Below are 15332 nucleotides of genomic sequence, written 5' to 3' on the forward strand. Positions count from 1 at the left end.
GGGTGTCCGGTCAGCCGCCGGGGCAGCCGGGAAAAACTACGAGCCGATCAAGGCGCGCTGGGCGACCGCCATCAGGGCGGGCCGTAACTCGGCGGCGTCGCGGTCGTCGTCGGCGACCACGCCGATGATCCCGCGCACCACCGTCTGCGCGGCGATCACGGCTCCCGGATCGCTGGACCACCCGGCGAACGCGGCGCACAGCGCGTCACCGAGGTGACGAACCTTGTCGAATCCCGGTTCGAGAAGGACCTGCGGGACCACGTCATAGACGAGGGCGATCGCGTGCCGGTGCTGCAGCACCAGGTCCACGAATCCCGCGATGGCCGCGGCCTGCGCGTCCGGGCCGCGGAGCGGTTCCAGACGGGCGACCAGGTCGGCGAAGGCGCGCTCCGGCCCGGCCACCAGCGCGAGCAGGATGGCCTCCTTGCCGGCGAAGTGATAAAGCAGCGTCGCCTTGGAACACCCGACCTCGTCGGCGATGTCCTGCAGTGACGTGCCCTTGTATCCGGCGCGGCCGAATCTCTCCGCCGCGACGCGCAGGATCCGTTCCCGCGTGCTGACGCGAACCATGACAACGAGTGTGCCTGACCGTTCGGTCAGAAGCTGGCCGAACGGTCAGGAAAGTGATTCAGGTTACCGTCGGCGGGGAAGCCGCCCTCCCCCGCTACGGCAGCGGCACCAGGTAATCCCCCTCCCAGTCGTACCCGTTCTGCAAGAGCTGTTGGATCTCGCGCACGAAGGTGGACGGTTCGTCTTTTTCCTTGTTCCAGTAGTTGCCCACCGTCAGCGAGCCCACATACACCGACCCGCGCTGGTTGATGATCGACTGGATCCAGGCGTCGTTCTTCTCCTTGCTCCAATCGGGGAGGGGAAGATCGAAATAGGTATGTCCCGGCCAGCTCCCGCCGACGGCCACCTCGGGCCACCGGCCGATCACCGGGATGCCCTTGCTCGGGTTCCACAGTTCTTCCGGCGGAAGATAGTCGAGCGGCGCGGGCACCGGCGCCCACTGGTAGTCGCTACAACCATTGTGGACCAGAACGGACGCCGCTCCTGCGGCCACGTAGTAGGTGTGGTTGCGCGCGACGGTGAAGTTGTGGACGGTGGCCCGTTCGGTGTGGTGCCGGGTCCGGGCGACCTGGACCCAGGTGCCGGAGCCGGTGCGCAGCCACTGTCCGGTGCGCAGGTCGGCCGCATCCACCCACGTGCCGAGGTAGGCCACCCAGAACGGATGCGCCTCGGTCGCGGTCAGCGTCGCCGTGGCGCCGCCCGCCCGGCCGTCGGTGTCCACGGTCACCGCCACGAGGCGTTTGACGCCCTTCCCGGTGGTGATGCTGGTGACCGCTTGGGCGCCGGTGACTCCGGTGACCGGCTCGGTGGACAGCACCTTGTCGCCGACGCGGATGTCCTGAACGGACTTTGTGGTCCCGTCGGGGAGCAGCACGGGCGTACCGGGAACGAAGCTGTTGCCGCCGCACAGCTTCATCGCGGAGATCAGCCGGGCGAATGTCGCCTCCTGCGCCCGCGTTTCGACCGTCAGCTCTTCCAGCACCGCGGCGGTGCGCACGCTGACCGCGGAGCCCGCCACCAGACCCGCGGACGGCAATCCGACCATCTCGGGGGCCAGCAGGGGCGTGAAGAATTCCATGACGGCGGCGCAGATGGCACAGGCGGCGACACCCGCGCCGACTACCACCCCGGCCACCAGGGTGACCAGAGCGCTCGCCACCGCGGTGTAAAAGGCGGTGAGATCGGACAGCGCCGCCGTGACGAAGGTCAGCTTCTGGCTCAACTCGAAGTTCGGGTTCAGCACATCCCTCAAGCAGCCGTTGTAGAGATCGCTGCCCCGCATGTAGAACAGCTCGCACACGCCGGAGTTCAGGAAGGCGACGCGGCCCGGGTTCTGCACGATCTCGTTGACCTGGGCGAGGCACGCCTGGGTGTCGACACCCGGCGAGTGACACAGGAACGCCTGCTTGTCGGCCCAGTCCGCCATGTTGTCGCCGGCTAACCGGCTGGCCGCGGCGAGCGCCGCGGATGCTGCGGTGTTCGCCTCCTCCGCGCTGTGGCCGGCGGCGACCGCCGAGTGGTACGCGTGTTCCGCCGAGACGTACGCCTGCGCGGCATAGCCCGATGCCTCCTGCGCGGATGCCGTTGCCCAAGCCGCCGATCGGGCCGCCCGTTGGGCGGAGGCGTTGGCCGAGTGGGCCGCGTCCGCCGCGGTGCGGGCGGAGGCTGCGGCGCGGTCCGCCGCCTCTTGCGCCCGGTCCGCCGACTGCTGCGCCTGCCGTGCATACTCGGCGGCTTCGCCGGCCGCATCGGCGGCCTGCTGTGCATACCCGGCGGCCTCGGCCGCCGCGTTCCGAGCGGTGGCCGCCGCGGCCTGTGCTTCCATCGCATTCTGCATCGCGCCGGCGGCCACCTCGGCCGCCTGTGCCAGCAACGCCGTGACTGTCGCATCATGGGCCGCGGCATCCTGGTCGCGCTGAGCCGCCGCGTACCGCTCGACGGTCAGGAACTGGTCGAGAAATGCGGGTGGACCGTCCAGCGCGATCCGCGCGGATGCGGTCAGCTCGGAGCCGCTGTCCGGGGCCGCCAAGATCTGGTTGACCTTGATGCGCTTGTCGTCGGCGGCAGCGGTGTACTGGGTCGTCTCCAGGAACTGCCGCAGTGCCGCATCGCTGCCGTCGTCCAGCGCCTGCTGCGCGTACTCCACGGTGGTCTGATCGCCGGCCTCGCGCGCCGCGGCCAGGACCTGGTTGACCGCGAGCCGGTCTTCGCCGTCCCGGCCGGGGTAGTCGCGGTCACGGAGGAACTCCGCCACGTCCGCATCCGAGCCGTCCAGCGCCGCCTGTGCCGCTGCACGCATCGCCGCGCTGCCGGTGACCAGCAACCCTGCCAGAGTGGCGCGGTCGTCCTGGGCCGCGGCGGCGTCGATGCCGGTCCGGACGAACTCGACGACGCGCGCATCGTTGCCGCTCAGCGCGTCGAGGGCAGCCGTCCGAGTCCAGCTCCCGTCCGACGTGGCAAGCGCCAAGGCCACCTTGCGGGCAGCCGGCACCGCATCGGCGGTGGGCGTGGCCGGATCGGCGGCGATGGTGATCAACCGGTTGGTCTCGGCCGAGCGGCTGGCCGCCTGCTGGGCGTCCCAACCGGCCCGGTCATGCTGCGAAGAGATCTCCGCCGCGAAGGCCAGAGCCGCTTCGTCGCCCTGTTCGAGGGCGATCGTGATCCGTTCGGTGTCGGCCGCCCGTGCCGCGTCGTAGACCACCTTGGCCTGTTCTGCCGCCGTCACGGCCTCCTCCGCCGCCTGCGTGGCGGCGTTGGCGTGCGCGGTCGCCTGCGCCGCCGCGTCCGCGGCCTGACCGGCGTGCTCGGCGGCCTCCTCGGCGGCGGCTGCGGCGGCGTTGGCGTTGGCCACCGCGCGGTTGGCCGCATCGCGGGCGTTGAACGCCGCCTCGGCTGCGGTGTTGGCGAACGATATCGCCGCCTGTGCCGCGTGGGTGGCCCGGTTCGCGTTCGCCCGCGCCCGCGCCGCGGCGGCACGCGCGGCCGACGCGTCCGCCCCGCTGCGGGCCGCCCAGTCACCGGCCTCCACCGCCGCTTGTGCGGAGGCGTTGGCGTTGTCGGCTGCCCCCGAGGCCGCCGACGCCGCGAAGGCGGCCGCGAGGGCGGCTTCCCCGGCGTGCCGGGCAGCCTCCGCGACCTGTCGCGTCTGCTCCGCGGCGGCCCGAGCCCGTACCGCGGCATCTCGCGCTCGCTGGGCTTCGCCGGCGTTTGTCGCGGCCAGCGCCGCGGACTGGTACGCCCGGCTAGCCGCCTCCCCAGTCCGCGCCGCCGCGGTGGCGGCCCGTGCGGCCGCGTCCGCGGCCACCCGGGCAGCGGCGCTCGCCGCACGCGCTGCGGACACCGCCTGCTGCGCCGCCGCCGCCGCCCGGTCCGCGGCATCGGCCGCCCGCCGGGACTCGGCGGCCGCCACCGCGGCGTCGTTCTGCGCATTCGCGGCCGCCTGCGCCGCCGCCTGCGCCGCCTGCTTGGCCGCAGCCGCCTCGGACACCGCCCGCTCGGCCTCGGTCTTGGCCGCCTGCGTTTCCGCGTTCGCCTTCGCGCCCGCGACTTCGGCCGCCCTGACGAGGTCGGTGAGGGTCTGCGTTTCCTGATCGCGGGCCGCCGCCACACCCCAGTCGACATCGATGAACCGGGTCAACGCCTCCAAGGTGCCGGCATCCAGGGCACGTTGCGCGGCGACCCGCACCTCCGGGCCGCCCGACGCCAGGATCTGATTGATCCTCACCCGCTGATCGGTGAGAAGCGGTTGCCGCCAGCCCGAATCCAGGAACGTCTCCATCGCCGTTGCGGTGCCGGCATCGAGCGCTCGCTGCGCTGCCGTGCGAAGCTGTGCGCCGCCCGCGGCCAGCATCTGGTTGACGCGGATGCGCTGGTCGGTCAGCGATGGCTGGCGCCAGCCGGACTCCACGAACGAACCCAGCGCGGCCGGATCCGTGGAGTCCAGTGCCTGACGCGCCGCGTCGCGCACGGTGGGGCCGCCCGCGGCCAGTATCTGGTTGACGCTCAACCGGTCGTCCACTCGCCCGCGCTGCGCCCAATCGGTGTCCAAGAACGCGCAGATGTCGGCATCGGCACCCAGCAGCGCCCGTTCGGCTGCGGCCCGCACCTGCGAACCCCCGGTACGCCAGGCGATCACCACGGCGTCCCGATCGCAGTCCGCGGCCTCCGGCTCGACCTGAGCGCCCACCGGCCGCGGCACGCCGAGCAGCGCAACAATCAGGGGGAGAGTGGTCAACACCCACAGTCTTCTCATCGGCTTCACCCTTCCCATCACTGGCCGGCGCGAAGTTGCAGCAGGGTCGTCGGTTCGTTGGCCGGGTCGGCGCCGATGCCCACCGGGGCGTAACCGGACGGATCGACCTCCACGGTCACCGGCGAGCCCGTCTCGGTATCCACCACGGCGGTGAGCCGATGGCCGTAGCCCCGCTGCTGGCCGTCGCCGCGGATCGAATAAACGCCCGGCACCTCAAGGTCCAGCCGGCCGGCCGGGCCCAAGACCTGGAAGCAGACGTGGCCGGCATCCTCCGGACCGATCTGCTCGGTGGTCCACACATGGATCACGCCGACGTTGTTCACCGGCGGGGTCGTGCAGTCGGCCAGCAGAAGGTGGCCGTCGCCGGAGATCAACCGTACGTGCAAGGTCGCCAGGATGTGCGCCGCGTTCGGATAGCTGAAGGTCTCCACGATGGAGTCCTCGACCGAAACCGGGCGTGGGATGGCCACCGCCACCGCGGTCGGACCCTGTCGACCCACCACCGACGCGATCCGGCCGCCGGGCCGGTAGAGCACCAGGTGATTGGGGCCGCCGGAATGGTCGGGATCGAACGCCACGATGCGGTCCATCGCGCCGCCCAGGCCGTAGCCCGCGATCCCGGTCGTGCTGGTGAACACGGGTGTGAATGAGTTGTCCGCACCGTGCTGGAGGATGTGGATGATTCCGGCGCCTGGACGGTACAGCACCAGATGATCGAGCCGCCCCGAGTATCCGTAGTCGAACGCCAGTATCTGGTCCCGGGTCTCGGCCAGGTCGTACCCGCCGATGCCCGTGGTGTGGTTCGAGTAGACCGCCGTGAACGTGGTGCCCTCGCCGTGCGCGACGATCCACGCGGTCCTGCCGCCGGGCCGATAGAGCACCAGATGATCCAGCTTCCCGGAGTGCGCGTAGTCGAAGGCGACGATGCGGTCGGTGGTGCCCCTGAGGTCGTAGCCGCCGATGCCGCCGGTGCTCGTGACGATCGAGCTGAACGAGGTGCCGGCGCCGTGCTTGACGATGTGAACGATCCCGTCGCCCGGACGGTAGGCAACCAGATGATCCGGTTTTCCGGAATGGTCGTAGTCGAACGCCAGTAGTTGATCCCGGGTATCCGCCAGGTCGTACCCGCCGATCCCGGTGGAGCTGGTGACCACGGCCGTGAACGCGGTGCCCTCGCCGTGCGCGACGACCCAGGCGACCCCGCTGCCGGGCCGGTACAGCAGCAGGTGATCCAGCTTCCCGGTGTGGTCGTAGTCGAACGGCACGATCCGGTCGGACCCGTTGCGCAGGCTGAATCCACCGATGCCGCCCGTGCTCTTGACAATTGAGCGATAGGTGTCGTCGGCGTTGTGCTTGACAATGTGGACGATCCCCTCACCCGGTCGATACACGACCAGGTGGTCCAGCTTTCCCGTGTGGTCGTAGTCGAACGGAACCACCTGGTCCCGGGCGTCGGCCAGGTCGTACTCGGCAAGGCCGGTCGAGCTGGTGTGGTACGACCGGAAGCTGGCGGACAGGTCGGTCGTGGCGCCGCTGATCCAGTTCCTCAGGTCATCGACGCGTGCCGCCGTGGCACCCTGCTGACTGCCGTTCTGGTCAAGGCACCCGCCCTGCCGGGAGGCGATGTCGATCCCGACGAGCTCGGGCCGGGCGCCTCCGGTGCGAAAGACCGGCCCACCGGCATCGCCCTGGCAGGCGCTCGCCTCCGGTCCGGTCCAGCCGAACGACTCGGCGCTGACCGCGTCGACCGTGACCGCTGCCGCCTGCGGCTGGTCGGGAACCCACGCGGTCGCGGTGCGGCCGTAGCCGGCGGCCTGCACGGCGTCCCCGGCAGCGGGCGCGGTGCTGCTGACCGCGACCGGGGTGATGTCGGGAACTCGCAGTGCCAGCTCGGCGAGCACGACACCGCGGTCGGCGTCCGGAACCAGATGCACCACGGGCAGGCCGGTGCCGCCGATCGTCACGGTAGTGGGCAGCCCCGCCAGCGAGTTGCTGCCGACGTCCTGTCCGTCGACGGCGTAGCAGTTCGCGGCCGTGAGGATCCACTGCGGAGCAACGAGGGCGCCGCTGCACCCGTGAACGCCGTTGACGTCCACTCGTGCCACAAAATTCCACGAATCAGCGGGTATCGGGCTCCCGCCCGTCACCGCGTCGGCCGGCATCGGCCAGATCGACATGCCGGCCAGAACAAGAGCCAGGACGGTTCCAAAGCGACGTAGCATGCCGACACTCAAGGAGGCGGCGCATTCACCTCGGCTTCATGTACCACAGAGTGGGAGCACCGTCGACAGCTCGATCAGTCTCGCCAGTGCGATCGCCTGCTGCACCGCCGGAGCGCCGTCGCCGTGCCGGCGCAGGCCTGAGTTCACCGACCGGAACGCCGCACGCTCGTCGTTCTTGAAGTCGCGCAGGATCTTGAAGTCGCGCAGGATCCGCGCGTTGTCCAGCACCCGAGCCACCCGGCCAGAACCGGGTGATCCGCGGCAACCCCGTGACGAGCATTTCCCCGTACGCCCGGCGCATCGCCCCGGCGAACGCGGCATGGTACGGCGCCACCGCGTCGACCATGACCAGGCATCCGCCGCCGCTTTCCCGCCCAGCCCTCGCGGTGTCACTCGCCGGCCGTAGTGCAACCCGACCCCGCGCCATCAACCAACCGGCCGGTGGACGGGGGCGCCACTCCCGCCGCGACGTTCTCCACCGGCCGCCCCCGTAGATGAGCGGCAACCTGCACCCCGGTCTCCTGTCCGCCACGCACCAGGCGATCGAGATGACACCACACGCGATCCTGGGCAACCATGAGACCTCGCTTCCCTGCCGCACCTCCCCGGCTGTCCGACCTGCCAACGCTTGATGGAAGGTCGGGAGTCGATCGAGGAGGCCCTCAAACGATCGTCGCGCGTCAATCCTGGAAGCGATGCGCTGAGGGCTCACTGAGCCCGTCTCAGCCGTCGCTCAGCACTGCCGCCACACGCCGCTGGACTCATCAGACCGGCTGACTGCGGCCCGGCTCCGGCGAGGGGCAGCCCTGTTCATCCGGCCGACCCGTAGAAATCCGCCAGAGCACCCCTGAGCAGGTCGAGATCGACGCCGAGGGCGCGCTTGCTCACCAGGCGCAACACGGGGCCGAGCAGACGGCTCCGCAGCTCCACGTCGATGACATGGTCGATGCGGGTGCCCGCCGGTGTTCCGGTGAGCCGGAACGTCAAATCGGCACGGGTGAACATGAGCGACGAAAGCAGGGAAAAGGTCAATTCGCGTCCGGGCTCATAGGCGGTGACGCGAAAATCCTGGCGCTTTCCGGAGGGCGAGACCGTGGTGGCTTCCCAGCCGACGTCCACCGGACCCGGAGAACGTGGAATGACCTCCGCGACGCTCCTGTCCCACCGGGGCGTGCTCGCGACCGGGTCGGCGAGAAAGTCCCATACCTGCGTGACGTCCTGCTCGACGACGATCGAGGCGTTAAGCTGCACAACCATCGACGGTAGTGGGCGCAGTCACCGAGAGATCATCGTCAGCGCGTAAGACCCATCGCAAGCCCCCAATGAGTCGCGGCCCGGTCTGGGCACCGGGCGCCGTGACCGTCGTGTCCATCTTGGAGGTTCCATGAGGCTTCTGCTGACGTCCGGGGGTGTGACGAACCCCAGCATCCACGCGGCGCTGGTGCAGCTTCTCGGCAAGCCGGTCTCCGAGTGCCGGGCTCTCTGCGTCCCGACAGCACAGTGGGGGCACCCGATGTGCGGGCCGGCTTCGGTGCAGGGTTTCGTGGCCGCCGACCCGGCATCTGACTGGCGGCACCTGTCCGGCCTGGGCTGGGCTTCGCTCGGTGTCCTTGAGCTCACCGCGCTACCCAGCATCGGGGTGGAACGCTGGATGCCCTGGGTCCGGGAGGCTGATGTGCTGCTCGTCGACGGCGGCGACGCGACGTACCTGTGTCACTGGATGCGCGAGTCCGGGCTGGCCGATCTGCTGCCCTCGCTGCTCGACACCGTCTGGGTGGGGGTCAGCGCGGGAAGCATGGTGATGACGCCCCGGATCGGAGCGTACTTCGTCGAATGGCCGTCGGCACCCGACGACCGGGCTTTGGGAGTCGTCGACTTCTCGATCTTCCCGCACCTGAACCTCTTCCCCACGAACACCCTGGCCGACGCCGAGCGGTGGGCGGCGGACATCGGCATCCCGGCCTACGCCATCGACGAACAAACAGCCATCACGGTCGTCGACGGCTCCGTCGAGGTGGTTTCCGAGGGCCAGTGGAGAAGGTTCGGGTGACCGTCAAGCGGTAGTCCGTCAGACGCACTCGCTCTCATGCCGACGTTGGTGCACTCTCACGGCCGCTCGATGACGAGCCGGGCTCCGCACCCGATCATGGCGATGCCGGTTGCGCCCGCACGATCAGGGCTCCGAGCCCCGGCATGGCGGCGACGCCTTGGACGGCGTTCGACGAGGCGACGCCCGCAGCCGACCACATCGGCAATGAACCTTTTTCAACGTGGCGAGGCTGGCAGATGCCGCCGCTGGTCGACGGCGCGCAACCGACGGGCTCGATGCCAGGTTGAAAAAGGTTCAATAGTCACACCCCCCGGGAGTGGCTGGCGAAAATCAGACATGGTGGTGGAACTTGCGCCTCAGCGCGATCGGCCGGGGAACAGCAGAGCCAAGACCGCGGTGAGCAGGGCCATGGCACCGCCGAACGCGGCTGCACCGGCGATCACGGCCTTGGCCGGGTTGTCGCCGCCGACGAAAGAAAGGACACCGCCGCCGACACCGACCATGCTGCTCATCAGCAGCGCGCAAGCCAGCCATAGGGCACGTACGGAGTTGCTCGTCATGATTTTCCTTCCGTTGTCCGGTCGGTGTTGATCACGGTGGAAGCGGGCCAGCCCCGGTGCCGTTCGACGGTGATGTCACCCGTCCATTCGTCCAACGGGTAGTCCATTGGCCGAATTGGACGAGGTGCCAGGTCTACAGCCTGGGTCGGCATCGCCCGCCGTGATCGACAAGGGCACCTAGACTGTTGGCGGTCCCACGACGGCGGCGGAGGCGAGTGTGGAAATCCTGGATGAGCCAGCCGAGCGGCCGATGCCGGACCCGCAGGTGGCCCGTTCCAAGGAAGAGTTCGCATCCTGCCTTTTGGCGTTGAAGGCGTGGTCTGGCCGCTCCTTCCGGGAAATTGCGACAATCAGCCGCAAAACCAGATATCGAATTTCGACCGGAACGACGGAAAATCTCACCAGTGGCCGAGTAGTGCCGCAAGAGCGATCGTTAATAGGTTTCCTGTACGGCTGCGGCCTCTCCGATCCGGCGCAGCAGGAGCCGTGGATAGCGAGATTCGCCAACCTTTACCCGCCCCAACCTCGGCCGGGCCTGCGGAGTGCCTCACATAAGGCGCCTGCGGTCGGCTTCGACATCGATATGTATCTTGCCGAGCTTGACCGGATCTTCGATGAGTCGGGCATCAAAGAATTGTTCGTATCTCCGAAAGGATATCTGGAGAAGCAAGACGTGGACGTCGACGTCGACGGCTACATCGACGAATGGCTGCAGGCTCCATCGAGCGGCCCACTTGCCGTATTGGGCGACTATGGCACGGGGAAGAGCTGGCTATGCCTGCGACTGGCCAAGCGACTTGCTGACCAATACCGGCGCACGCTCAACTCGCCGCTCCCGCTGCTCATCGGCTTCAAACGATTCGAACCGCGGATGGATATCGAGCAGCTCGTGCGTACCCACCTGTTCGACAGCTATGGCGTTGAGGTCCACAACCCCGCCGAACTTCGTCGCGCGCTGGGCACCGGTCGGCTCCTGTTGATCCTCGACGGACTGGATGAGATGGTGAAGGCGTTGGGCGAGCGAACCGCCCTTGTCGCCTACTCGCGCCTCGTGCTTTCGTCAGGTATTCCACGTGCGCTTATCACCTGCCGTACGCACTACTTCTACTCCGGGTCGGAGCAACGTGAGTTGCTCATGCCTACGCCAGTCATGCCGGGCTTTGACCTGCTGCATCTGCGGATGTTCGGTCCGCACGAGATGACGGAGTTCATTCGACGCCGTTTCGATTCTGCGGAAGCCGAGGCGGTGCTGCGCTTCATCGCATCAACGTACAACCTGACCGAGCTTTGCACGCGCCCGGTTCTGCTGTCATTGGTGTGTCAATCGCACGATCAATTGCCGGACTTTGTCGCTGCCGCGTCGTCGGCAGACTTGTACGACGCATACACCAACGCGTGGCTGCATCGTGAGTTGAGCAGTGGTCGGCTCATGGTTGCGCCGGACTTGGTCATGGTCTTCTTCGAGGATTTAGCCGAGCGGCTGGTTACGCAGAAGACGATGGTCATCGACGTGGAGCAACTGAAGGTGCATTTGTCGATGCTGCTGGACCGTGCGTCGCTTCCCCGTAGCCGGTGGAAGGAAGTCGAACGGCAACTGATCACGAGCACGTTCGTCTCCCGAATCCGTGGAGACGCGTGGCAATTCGCACACAGATCGTTTCAGGAATACTTCTATGCGCGGAAGTTCTTTCGCTGGGAATCGGAGTTCGACGGCGAGGGCATCTTTCCGGTGATATACACTCCGGTGTGGCATTTCATCGCTCAGATGGCGCTTCGCGAGTGGACCGAGCAGAAAGCAAGAAAGTGGATAACTCCACGGACCGGCCACGAAGATGATCCAACCCTGACGGAGACCACCCTGCGCGCTGCGGCGGCCTACTGGCTCTTGACCAATCGATGCCGAGGCTTCCCCTCGGCCGGCATCATGCTGGACTCGGTCGAGCTGACTGATATCGACCTGTCAAATCTAGACCTGTCGAATTCCGATTTCCATGGTTCTGATCTCAGCCGCAGCAAGCTCACATACTCAATCCTGCGCGGCTGCAACCTCTTCGGTACCCGGTTCGCCGGTTGCGACATCGGTCATGCAGATTTTCGAGGTGCCGAGTTCAGCCCATTTTCACGTGAGGAACTGAAGCACTGCAACGGCTACCGTACAGCGATCTTCGACTGACGACTGAGGCCACTGACCGAATATCCGCCGGTCAGTGGCCTGAAAATGCTGGTGAACCCCTGGTGCCCCCGGCAGGATTCGAACCTGCGCTTTCGCCTCCGGAGGGCGAAGGCATGTGCCGTTCTTAGGAGGCAGCGAGCTGGGAAAATGTCATGTCGATCCTCCAGACGGCCAACGTTTCGGTACGTATCCGGTACGCCGCGCTGTCGGCGCCAGGCTGTTACTCCCTCTCGATGCCGACCGCGGTCACGTGCCCGCCTGGGATCCGGCGGCCCGTCGGCACACCGTTCTTGTCGTACCCAACACGTATCGTGGTCAGATGCGTACGAGCGTGCTCCTGGTGGAATTCGGCGTCGTGCTGGATCTGTCCCGTGAGGATCTTGGAGTCCCCGAGCTGCCCGGGCTTGGGCGCAACTGCATGGCAAGTGCAAGTCGGGCACTCTCCAGTGCATCGACCCGCAGCACCCGGCCGGCGCCCCGCCCTGGCTGTACCTGCGGCAAAACGAAGACGGTACGCGCGAGGCCCGGCACATTAGCGGCGCCGAACACGCCACCACGGGCGAGAGCGCAGAGCACAAGGCGCTGAAAGAGCGGATCGCCAAGGCTGCGGCGTCCGGCGGGTTCGAGGCGGTAGTTGAGGACACCCCGAAACACCGGCGCCGACGTACTGACGTGCTGGTCCGCGGCGACGGCGTCCAGATCGGATTCGAGCCGCAGCTCTCGCCAATCACCGCGGCGACCGTGCGGCGCCGGTCGAAGCTGGCGACCGACGACGGGATCACGCCCGCGTGGATGACGAACAGCCAGACGTCGAAGGTGATCGACCAGGCACCGTGGGCGCGGATCGACCGGAAGGTGTGGCACGAATACCTGTCCGACACGGAGCTCCCGGTCCGCGGTGGCGTCCGCCGCCTGGTCGTTGAGGAGTGCTCACGGATGGGAACGGTGTGCCCCGACAAGAAGGCCGGCCGGCCCTGCTCGGGTTGGCACGCATCCTGGTCGGACGCGCGCGCCCTTGAACGCTTCGATGACCTGGTGATCAAGGCCGCGGCCCGCGAGCTGGTCCCAGTGAACGTAAAGCGGACGTCGAGCCGGTCGGTTTGGTTCTGGGTGCTGGCGTCCGATCTGGATAAGGTCGACTCGACCACGTCGGGCGTGGAAGATTCGCCGCTCGGCGGCATCGTCACCCGCGTCGACATTCGACCACGACTCCGCGACCAGTCGTGCCGGTACGGGCAGGACACCGGCCACCGGCCGCCCGCCTCGCCCGGCGCCGATCGGGAGCCGGTGTCGGTCAAGCTGGCCGACCCGCCGCCCCCGCCGACTATCGGCTTCCTGGACTGGACCGGCGCCGCGCACTGGGCGAAACAGGCGTTGCCGTGCCGGATTTGCAGGAAGGCGACGCAGGTTCGGGACGACCAGATGCGGCCCTGCCACAAGACGTGCGCTGAGAATGAACTCTGGCGCGGCTGATTCAGCGAATCACTGACGGCCCGGTCGCCCGGGCCGGACTGACTCACATCCCGATTGCGTGGTTCAGGTTGTCGATGCCGTGCTGCGCAAGCTCCTGCACCTCTTGCCGGGCCGCCGTCGTGGCGATCGGCACGAGGAAGCCGCGGAGCGCGGCCACCGCCTTGCGGACCTTTCGCGGCTCGGGTTGCGGCTGCCTCACCTCGGCCAGCACTTCGCCGGCCGCGTCCTCGGCGTCCTGCTGATCCTCCGCGTAGGCATGCGCGCCTGCGCGATTCGCTGCCGGGCTGGCCAGTCTCCCGAGGTGATGTGGCGCATCTACGCCGGGTGCCTCGACGGGGGACAGGAGGAGCTGCGTCGCCGGATGGAGGCAGGCTTTGGCGGGCGAGCCCGGGATCCTGGCTTCGCTCCGGTTCTCGGCGCAGCCGCCGTCTCAGAGTCACGTTCGGCGCAGAAGACGTCGTAGGCACATGGAAGTGATGCAAATCACGCTTGCCAGACTGGGATTTCGTTGATAACACGCTGGCGTGGCGGGGGTCTGTCTCGAAGACAGGCATGGCGTGACAAACGGGTATGAATTGGGTCTTGACAGGCCAGTTAAGCTCAACGTCGCTACGCGATGCTCCGCACCCAACGGGCGTTGAGCTTAACTGGACTCCCGCCTCTTCAGTGTTGCTCCGGCGAGCCCCCCTGCCGCGTGCGTTGATCCTCGCGAGGCCTCGGCGGTGACGTTTGACATCCGGCTAGCCATGTCTCTCTAAACTCAGTATCGTTGGTTCCGATGATGCATGGTGTTGAAGGGTACTTAGGTACTTCGGTACCGTGAGCCCTGAAGGGGGACCGAACATGGCCGCTACGTCTGCTCCCATCAAGGTCGATGTTGGAACCGACCAGCTCATCTCGCACGCTGCTCACTTCCTTGGCAAGGCCAAGAAGGATGTTGTAGAGCTCGCCGTGCGCGAGTACATAGAAACTCACCGCAGTGAGATCAACGAGGGTATCCGTGCGGCTCTCAGTCAGCTCGATGGCTCGTCCGCATCCGCAATTGCACTGCTCACCGACGTTCCAGTCGATCATCTGCAAGAGTACGGCGGCATGCCTTCCGGGCACTGACGGAAAAGTGACGACTAGAGACGGATGGGCTTGGCTCCCTAAACTCGCCTAATGAGCGGTGAGCCTAAGCCTGTCCGTCCCACGCGGTTTTGCATGGCTGATCTGGAACTGTCAATCCCCCCATTTGATGAATCTTTGTGTCGGATTGACCATCCGTTGATCGGCGAGGCGCAACGGCTACCTGAGGCTTACGCGGCCGGCGGAGCCGAACGAATTCTGTCGCTCAAGGACCGCGTGTGGTTCAAGGTCAAAACAGGCCGCTGGCGCGGTGCGGCGACTCGCCTGCCGGAAGCCGATCGCGCTGACGCAGGCCCCGAGGTTCGGCAGGCGCCGTGGTGGCTTGGTGCTGGCGGATACCGGCGGGAAGGCGACCCTGGTGACTTCTATGCCGCTCTAAAGGCTTCCTGGGATCGCGAAGGTGGGGACTCTGACAGGTGGATGCCTACTGACTGGGACTGGCGGCGTCTACAGCTTGAGCATGCATATGCGTGGGAAGCGAATATCCGTAGGATCGTCCGAGGTCTGATCACTCGATCACTTCGGGACGGATACCCGTATCAAGCTGAATTTGAGCACTACAGAGTGACTGCATTGACGCGTGCTCGCGAGCAAGAGACCTATCTCATCGTTGGCACAGAGAACATCGCTGACCCTAAAGTGTTCGCGATCATCATCAACGCCATACCTGGTATCGATCCCAGTAGCTGGTTGCCGGAGCCGGACGGAGTGGCGGGCATCCAACCAAAACCCGGTGAGGTGATCTGGTCGACGATCATGCCGCCGTCGGTCGCGGCACAGCTACTTGACGACCAGTCGGAAAGCTAGAGCTGTAGAGCCAGGTCATCTAGCCTCGATGATTCGCAGTTGATGGCTGCTCGTTCGGCCAGGCCGCTCTGATCGATCGATGTTGATGGGTGTGGCG

General features: G+C 67.1%; 12 protein-coding genes, 1 tRNA gene and 1 pseudogene. 5 read left to right on the plus strand and 9 right to left on the minus strand.

Annotated features, from left to right (window positions below; translation table 11 throughout):
* Nucleotides 1-36 precede the first annotated feature (36 nt).
* The 6 genes and pseudogenes from IEY73_RS28605 to IEY73_RS28625 all read right to left on the minus strand — a co-directional run bounded on the left by IEY73_RS28605 (nucleotide 37) and on the right by IEY73_RS28625 (nucleotide 8295).
* Complete coding sequence (locus tag IEY73_RS28605; RefSeq protein ID WP_189082450.1) at nucleotides 37-570, minus strand: TetR/AcrR family transcriptional regulator; 534 nt, start codon at nucleotides 568-570, stop codon at nucleotides 37-39.
* A 94-nt stretch (nucleotides 571-664) separates the two neighbouring features.
* Nucleotides 665-4822: a polymorphic toxin-type HINT domain-containing protein gene (locus IEY73_RS28610; protein WP_189082451.1), complete on the minus strand. Its 4158-nt coding sequence runs from the start codon at nucleotides 4820-4822 to the stop codon at nucleotides 665-667.
* A 17-nt stretch (nucleotides 4823-4839) separates the two neighbouring features.
* Nucleotides 4840-6999 (minus strand): S1 family peptidase, encoded by a 2160-nt coding sequence (locus tag IEY73_RS28615; RefSeq protein ID WP_189082452.1) that lies wholly within the window; start codon nucleotides 6997-6999, stop codon nucleotides 4840-4842.
* 81 nt (nucleotides 7000-7080) lie between these two features.
* Entirely contained in the window at nucleotides 7081-7272 is a 192-nt protein-coding gene (locus tag IEY73_RS28620) for a hypothetical protein (RefSeq protein WP_189082453.1), read from the minus strand.
* Nucleotides 7273-7348: 76 nt separating this feature from the next.
* Nucleotides 7349-7471, minus strand: a pseudogene (locus IEY73_RS34570) (hypothetical protein); the annotation flags it as partial.
* Nucleotides 7472-7854: 383 nt separating this feature from the next.
* Nucleotides 7855-8295: an SRPBCC family protein gene (locus IEY73_RS28625; RefSeq protein WP_189082454.1), complete on the minus strand. Its 441-nt coding sequence runs from the start codon at nucleotides 8293-8295 to the stop codon at nucleotides 7855-7857.
* Between the two features lie 133 nt (nucleotides 8296-8428).
* Between IEY73_RS28625 and IEY73_RS28630 the strand changes: the two genes are divergently transcribed.
* A complete protein-coding gene (locus IEY73_RS28630) occupies nucleotides 8429-9094 on the plus strand; it encodes a Type 1 glutamine amidotransferase-like domain-containing protein (RefSeq protein WP_189082455.1) in 666 nt (221 codons plus the stop codon).
* A gap of 356 nt (nucleotides 9095-9450) precedes the next feature.
* Here the strand turns inward: IEY73_RS28630 and IEY73_RS28635 are convergent, their stop codons facing one another.
* Nucleotides 9451-9654, minus strand: coding sequence for a hypothetical protein (locus IEY73_RS28635; RefSeq protein ID WP_189082456.1), 204 nt, complete (start codon nucleotides 9652-9654; stop codon nucleotides 9451-9453).
* A gap of 217 nt (nucleotides 9655-9871) precedes the next feature.
* Here IEY73_RS28635 and IEY73_RS28640 point away from each other — a divergent pair, with 217 nt between their 5' ends.
* Nucleotides 9872-11827 carry a pentapeptide repeat-containing protein gene (locus IEY73_RS28640; RefSeq protein WP_189082457.1) on the plus strand — a complete coding sequence of 652 codons (1956 nt, stop codon included), beginning with the start codon at nucleotides 9872-9874 and terminating at the stop codon, nucleotides 11825-11827.
* A gap of 60 nt (nucleotides 11828-11887) precedes the next feature.
* On the opposite strand, the gene IEY73_RS28645 is transcribed toward IEY73_RS28640, so the two are convergent.
* A tRNA-Arg gene (locus tag IEY73_RS28645) sits at nucleotides 11888-11960 on the minus strand.
* A 398-nt stretch (nucleotides 11961-12358) separates the two neighbouring features.
* Between IEY73_RS28645 and IEY73_RS28650 the strand changes: the two genes are divergently transcribed.
* Nucleotides 12359-13300, plus strand: a complete 942-nt coding sequence (locus IEY73_RS28650; RefSeq protein ID WP_444543388.1) for a competence protein CoiA family protein — start codon at nucleotides 12359-12361, stop codon at nucleotides 13298-13300.
* A gap of 43 nt (nucleotides 13301-13343) precedes the next feature.
* Here the strand turns inward: IEY73_RS28650 and IEY73_RS28655 are convergent, their stop codons facing one another.
* Nucleotides 13344-13511, minus strand: a complete 168-nt coding sequence (locus tag IEY73_RS28655) for a hypothetical protein (RefSeq protein ID WP_189082459.1) — start codon at nucleotides 13509-13511, stop codon at nucleotides 13344-13346.
* A gap of 632 nt (nucleotides 13512-14143) precedes the next feature.
* Between IEY73_RS28655 and IEY73_RS28660 the strand changes: the two genes are divergently transcribed.
* Together IEY73_RS28660 and IEY73_RS28665 are read left to right on the plus strand one after the other, a co-directional pair.
* The gene (locus IEY73_RS28660; protein WP_189082460.1) at nucleotides 14144-14410 is read left to right on the plus strand and encodes a hypothetical protein; all 267 of its coding nucleotides are present in this window, start codon (nucleotides 14144-14146) and stop codon (nucleotides 14408-14410) included.
* A gap of 93 nt (nucleotides 14411-14503) precedes the next feature.
* Nucleotides 14504-15235: a hypothetical protein gene (locus IEY73_RS28665; RefSeq protein ID WP_189082461.1), complete on the plus strand. Its 732-nt coding sequence runs from the start codon at nucleotides 14504-14506 to the stop codon at nucleotides 15233-15235.
* The last annotated feature ends 97 nt before the right edge of the window (nucleotides 15236-15332 follow it).

The organism is Mangrovihabitans endophyticus (assembly GCF_014646155.1).
Taxonomy (GTDB): Bacteria; Actinomycetota; Actinomycetes; order Mycobacteriales; family Micromonosporaceae; genus Actinoplanes; species Actinoplanes endophyticus.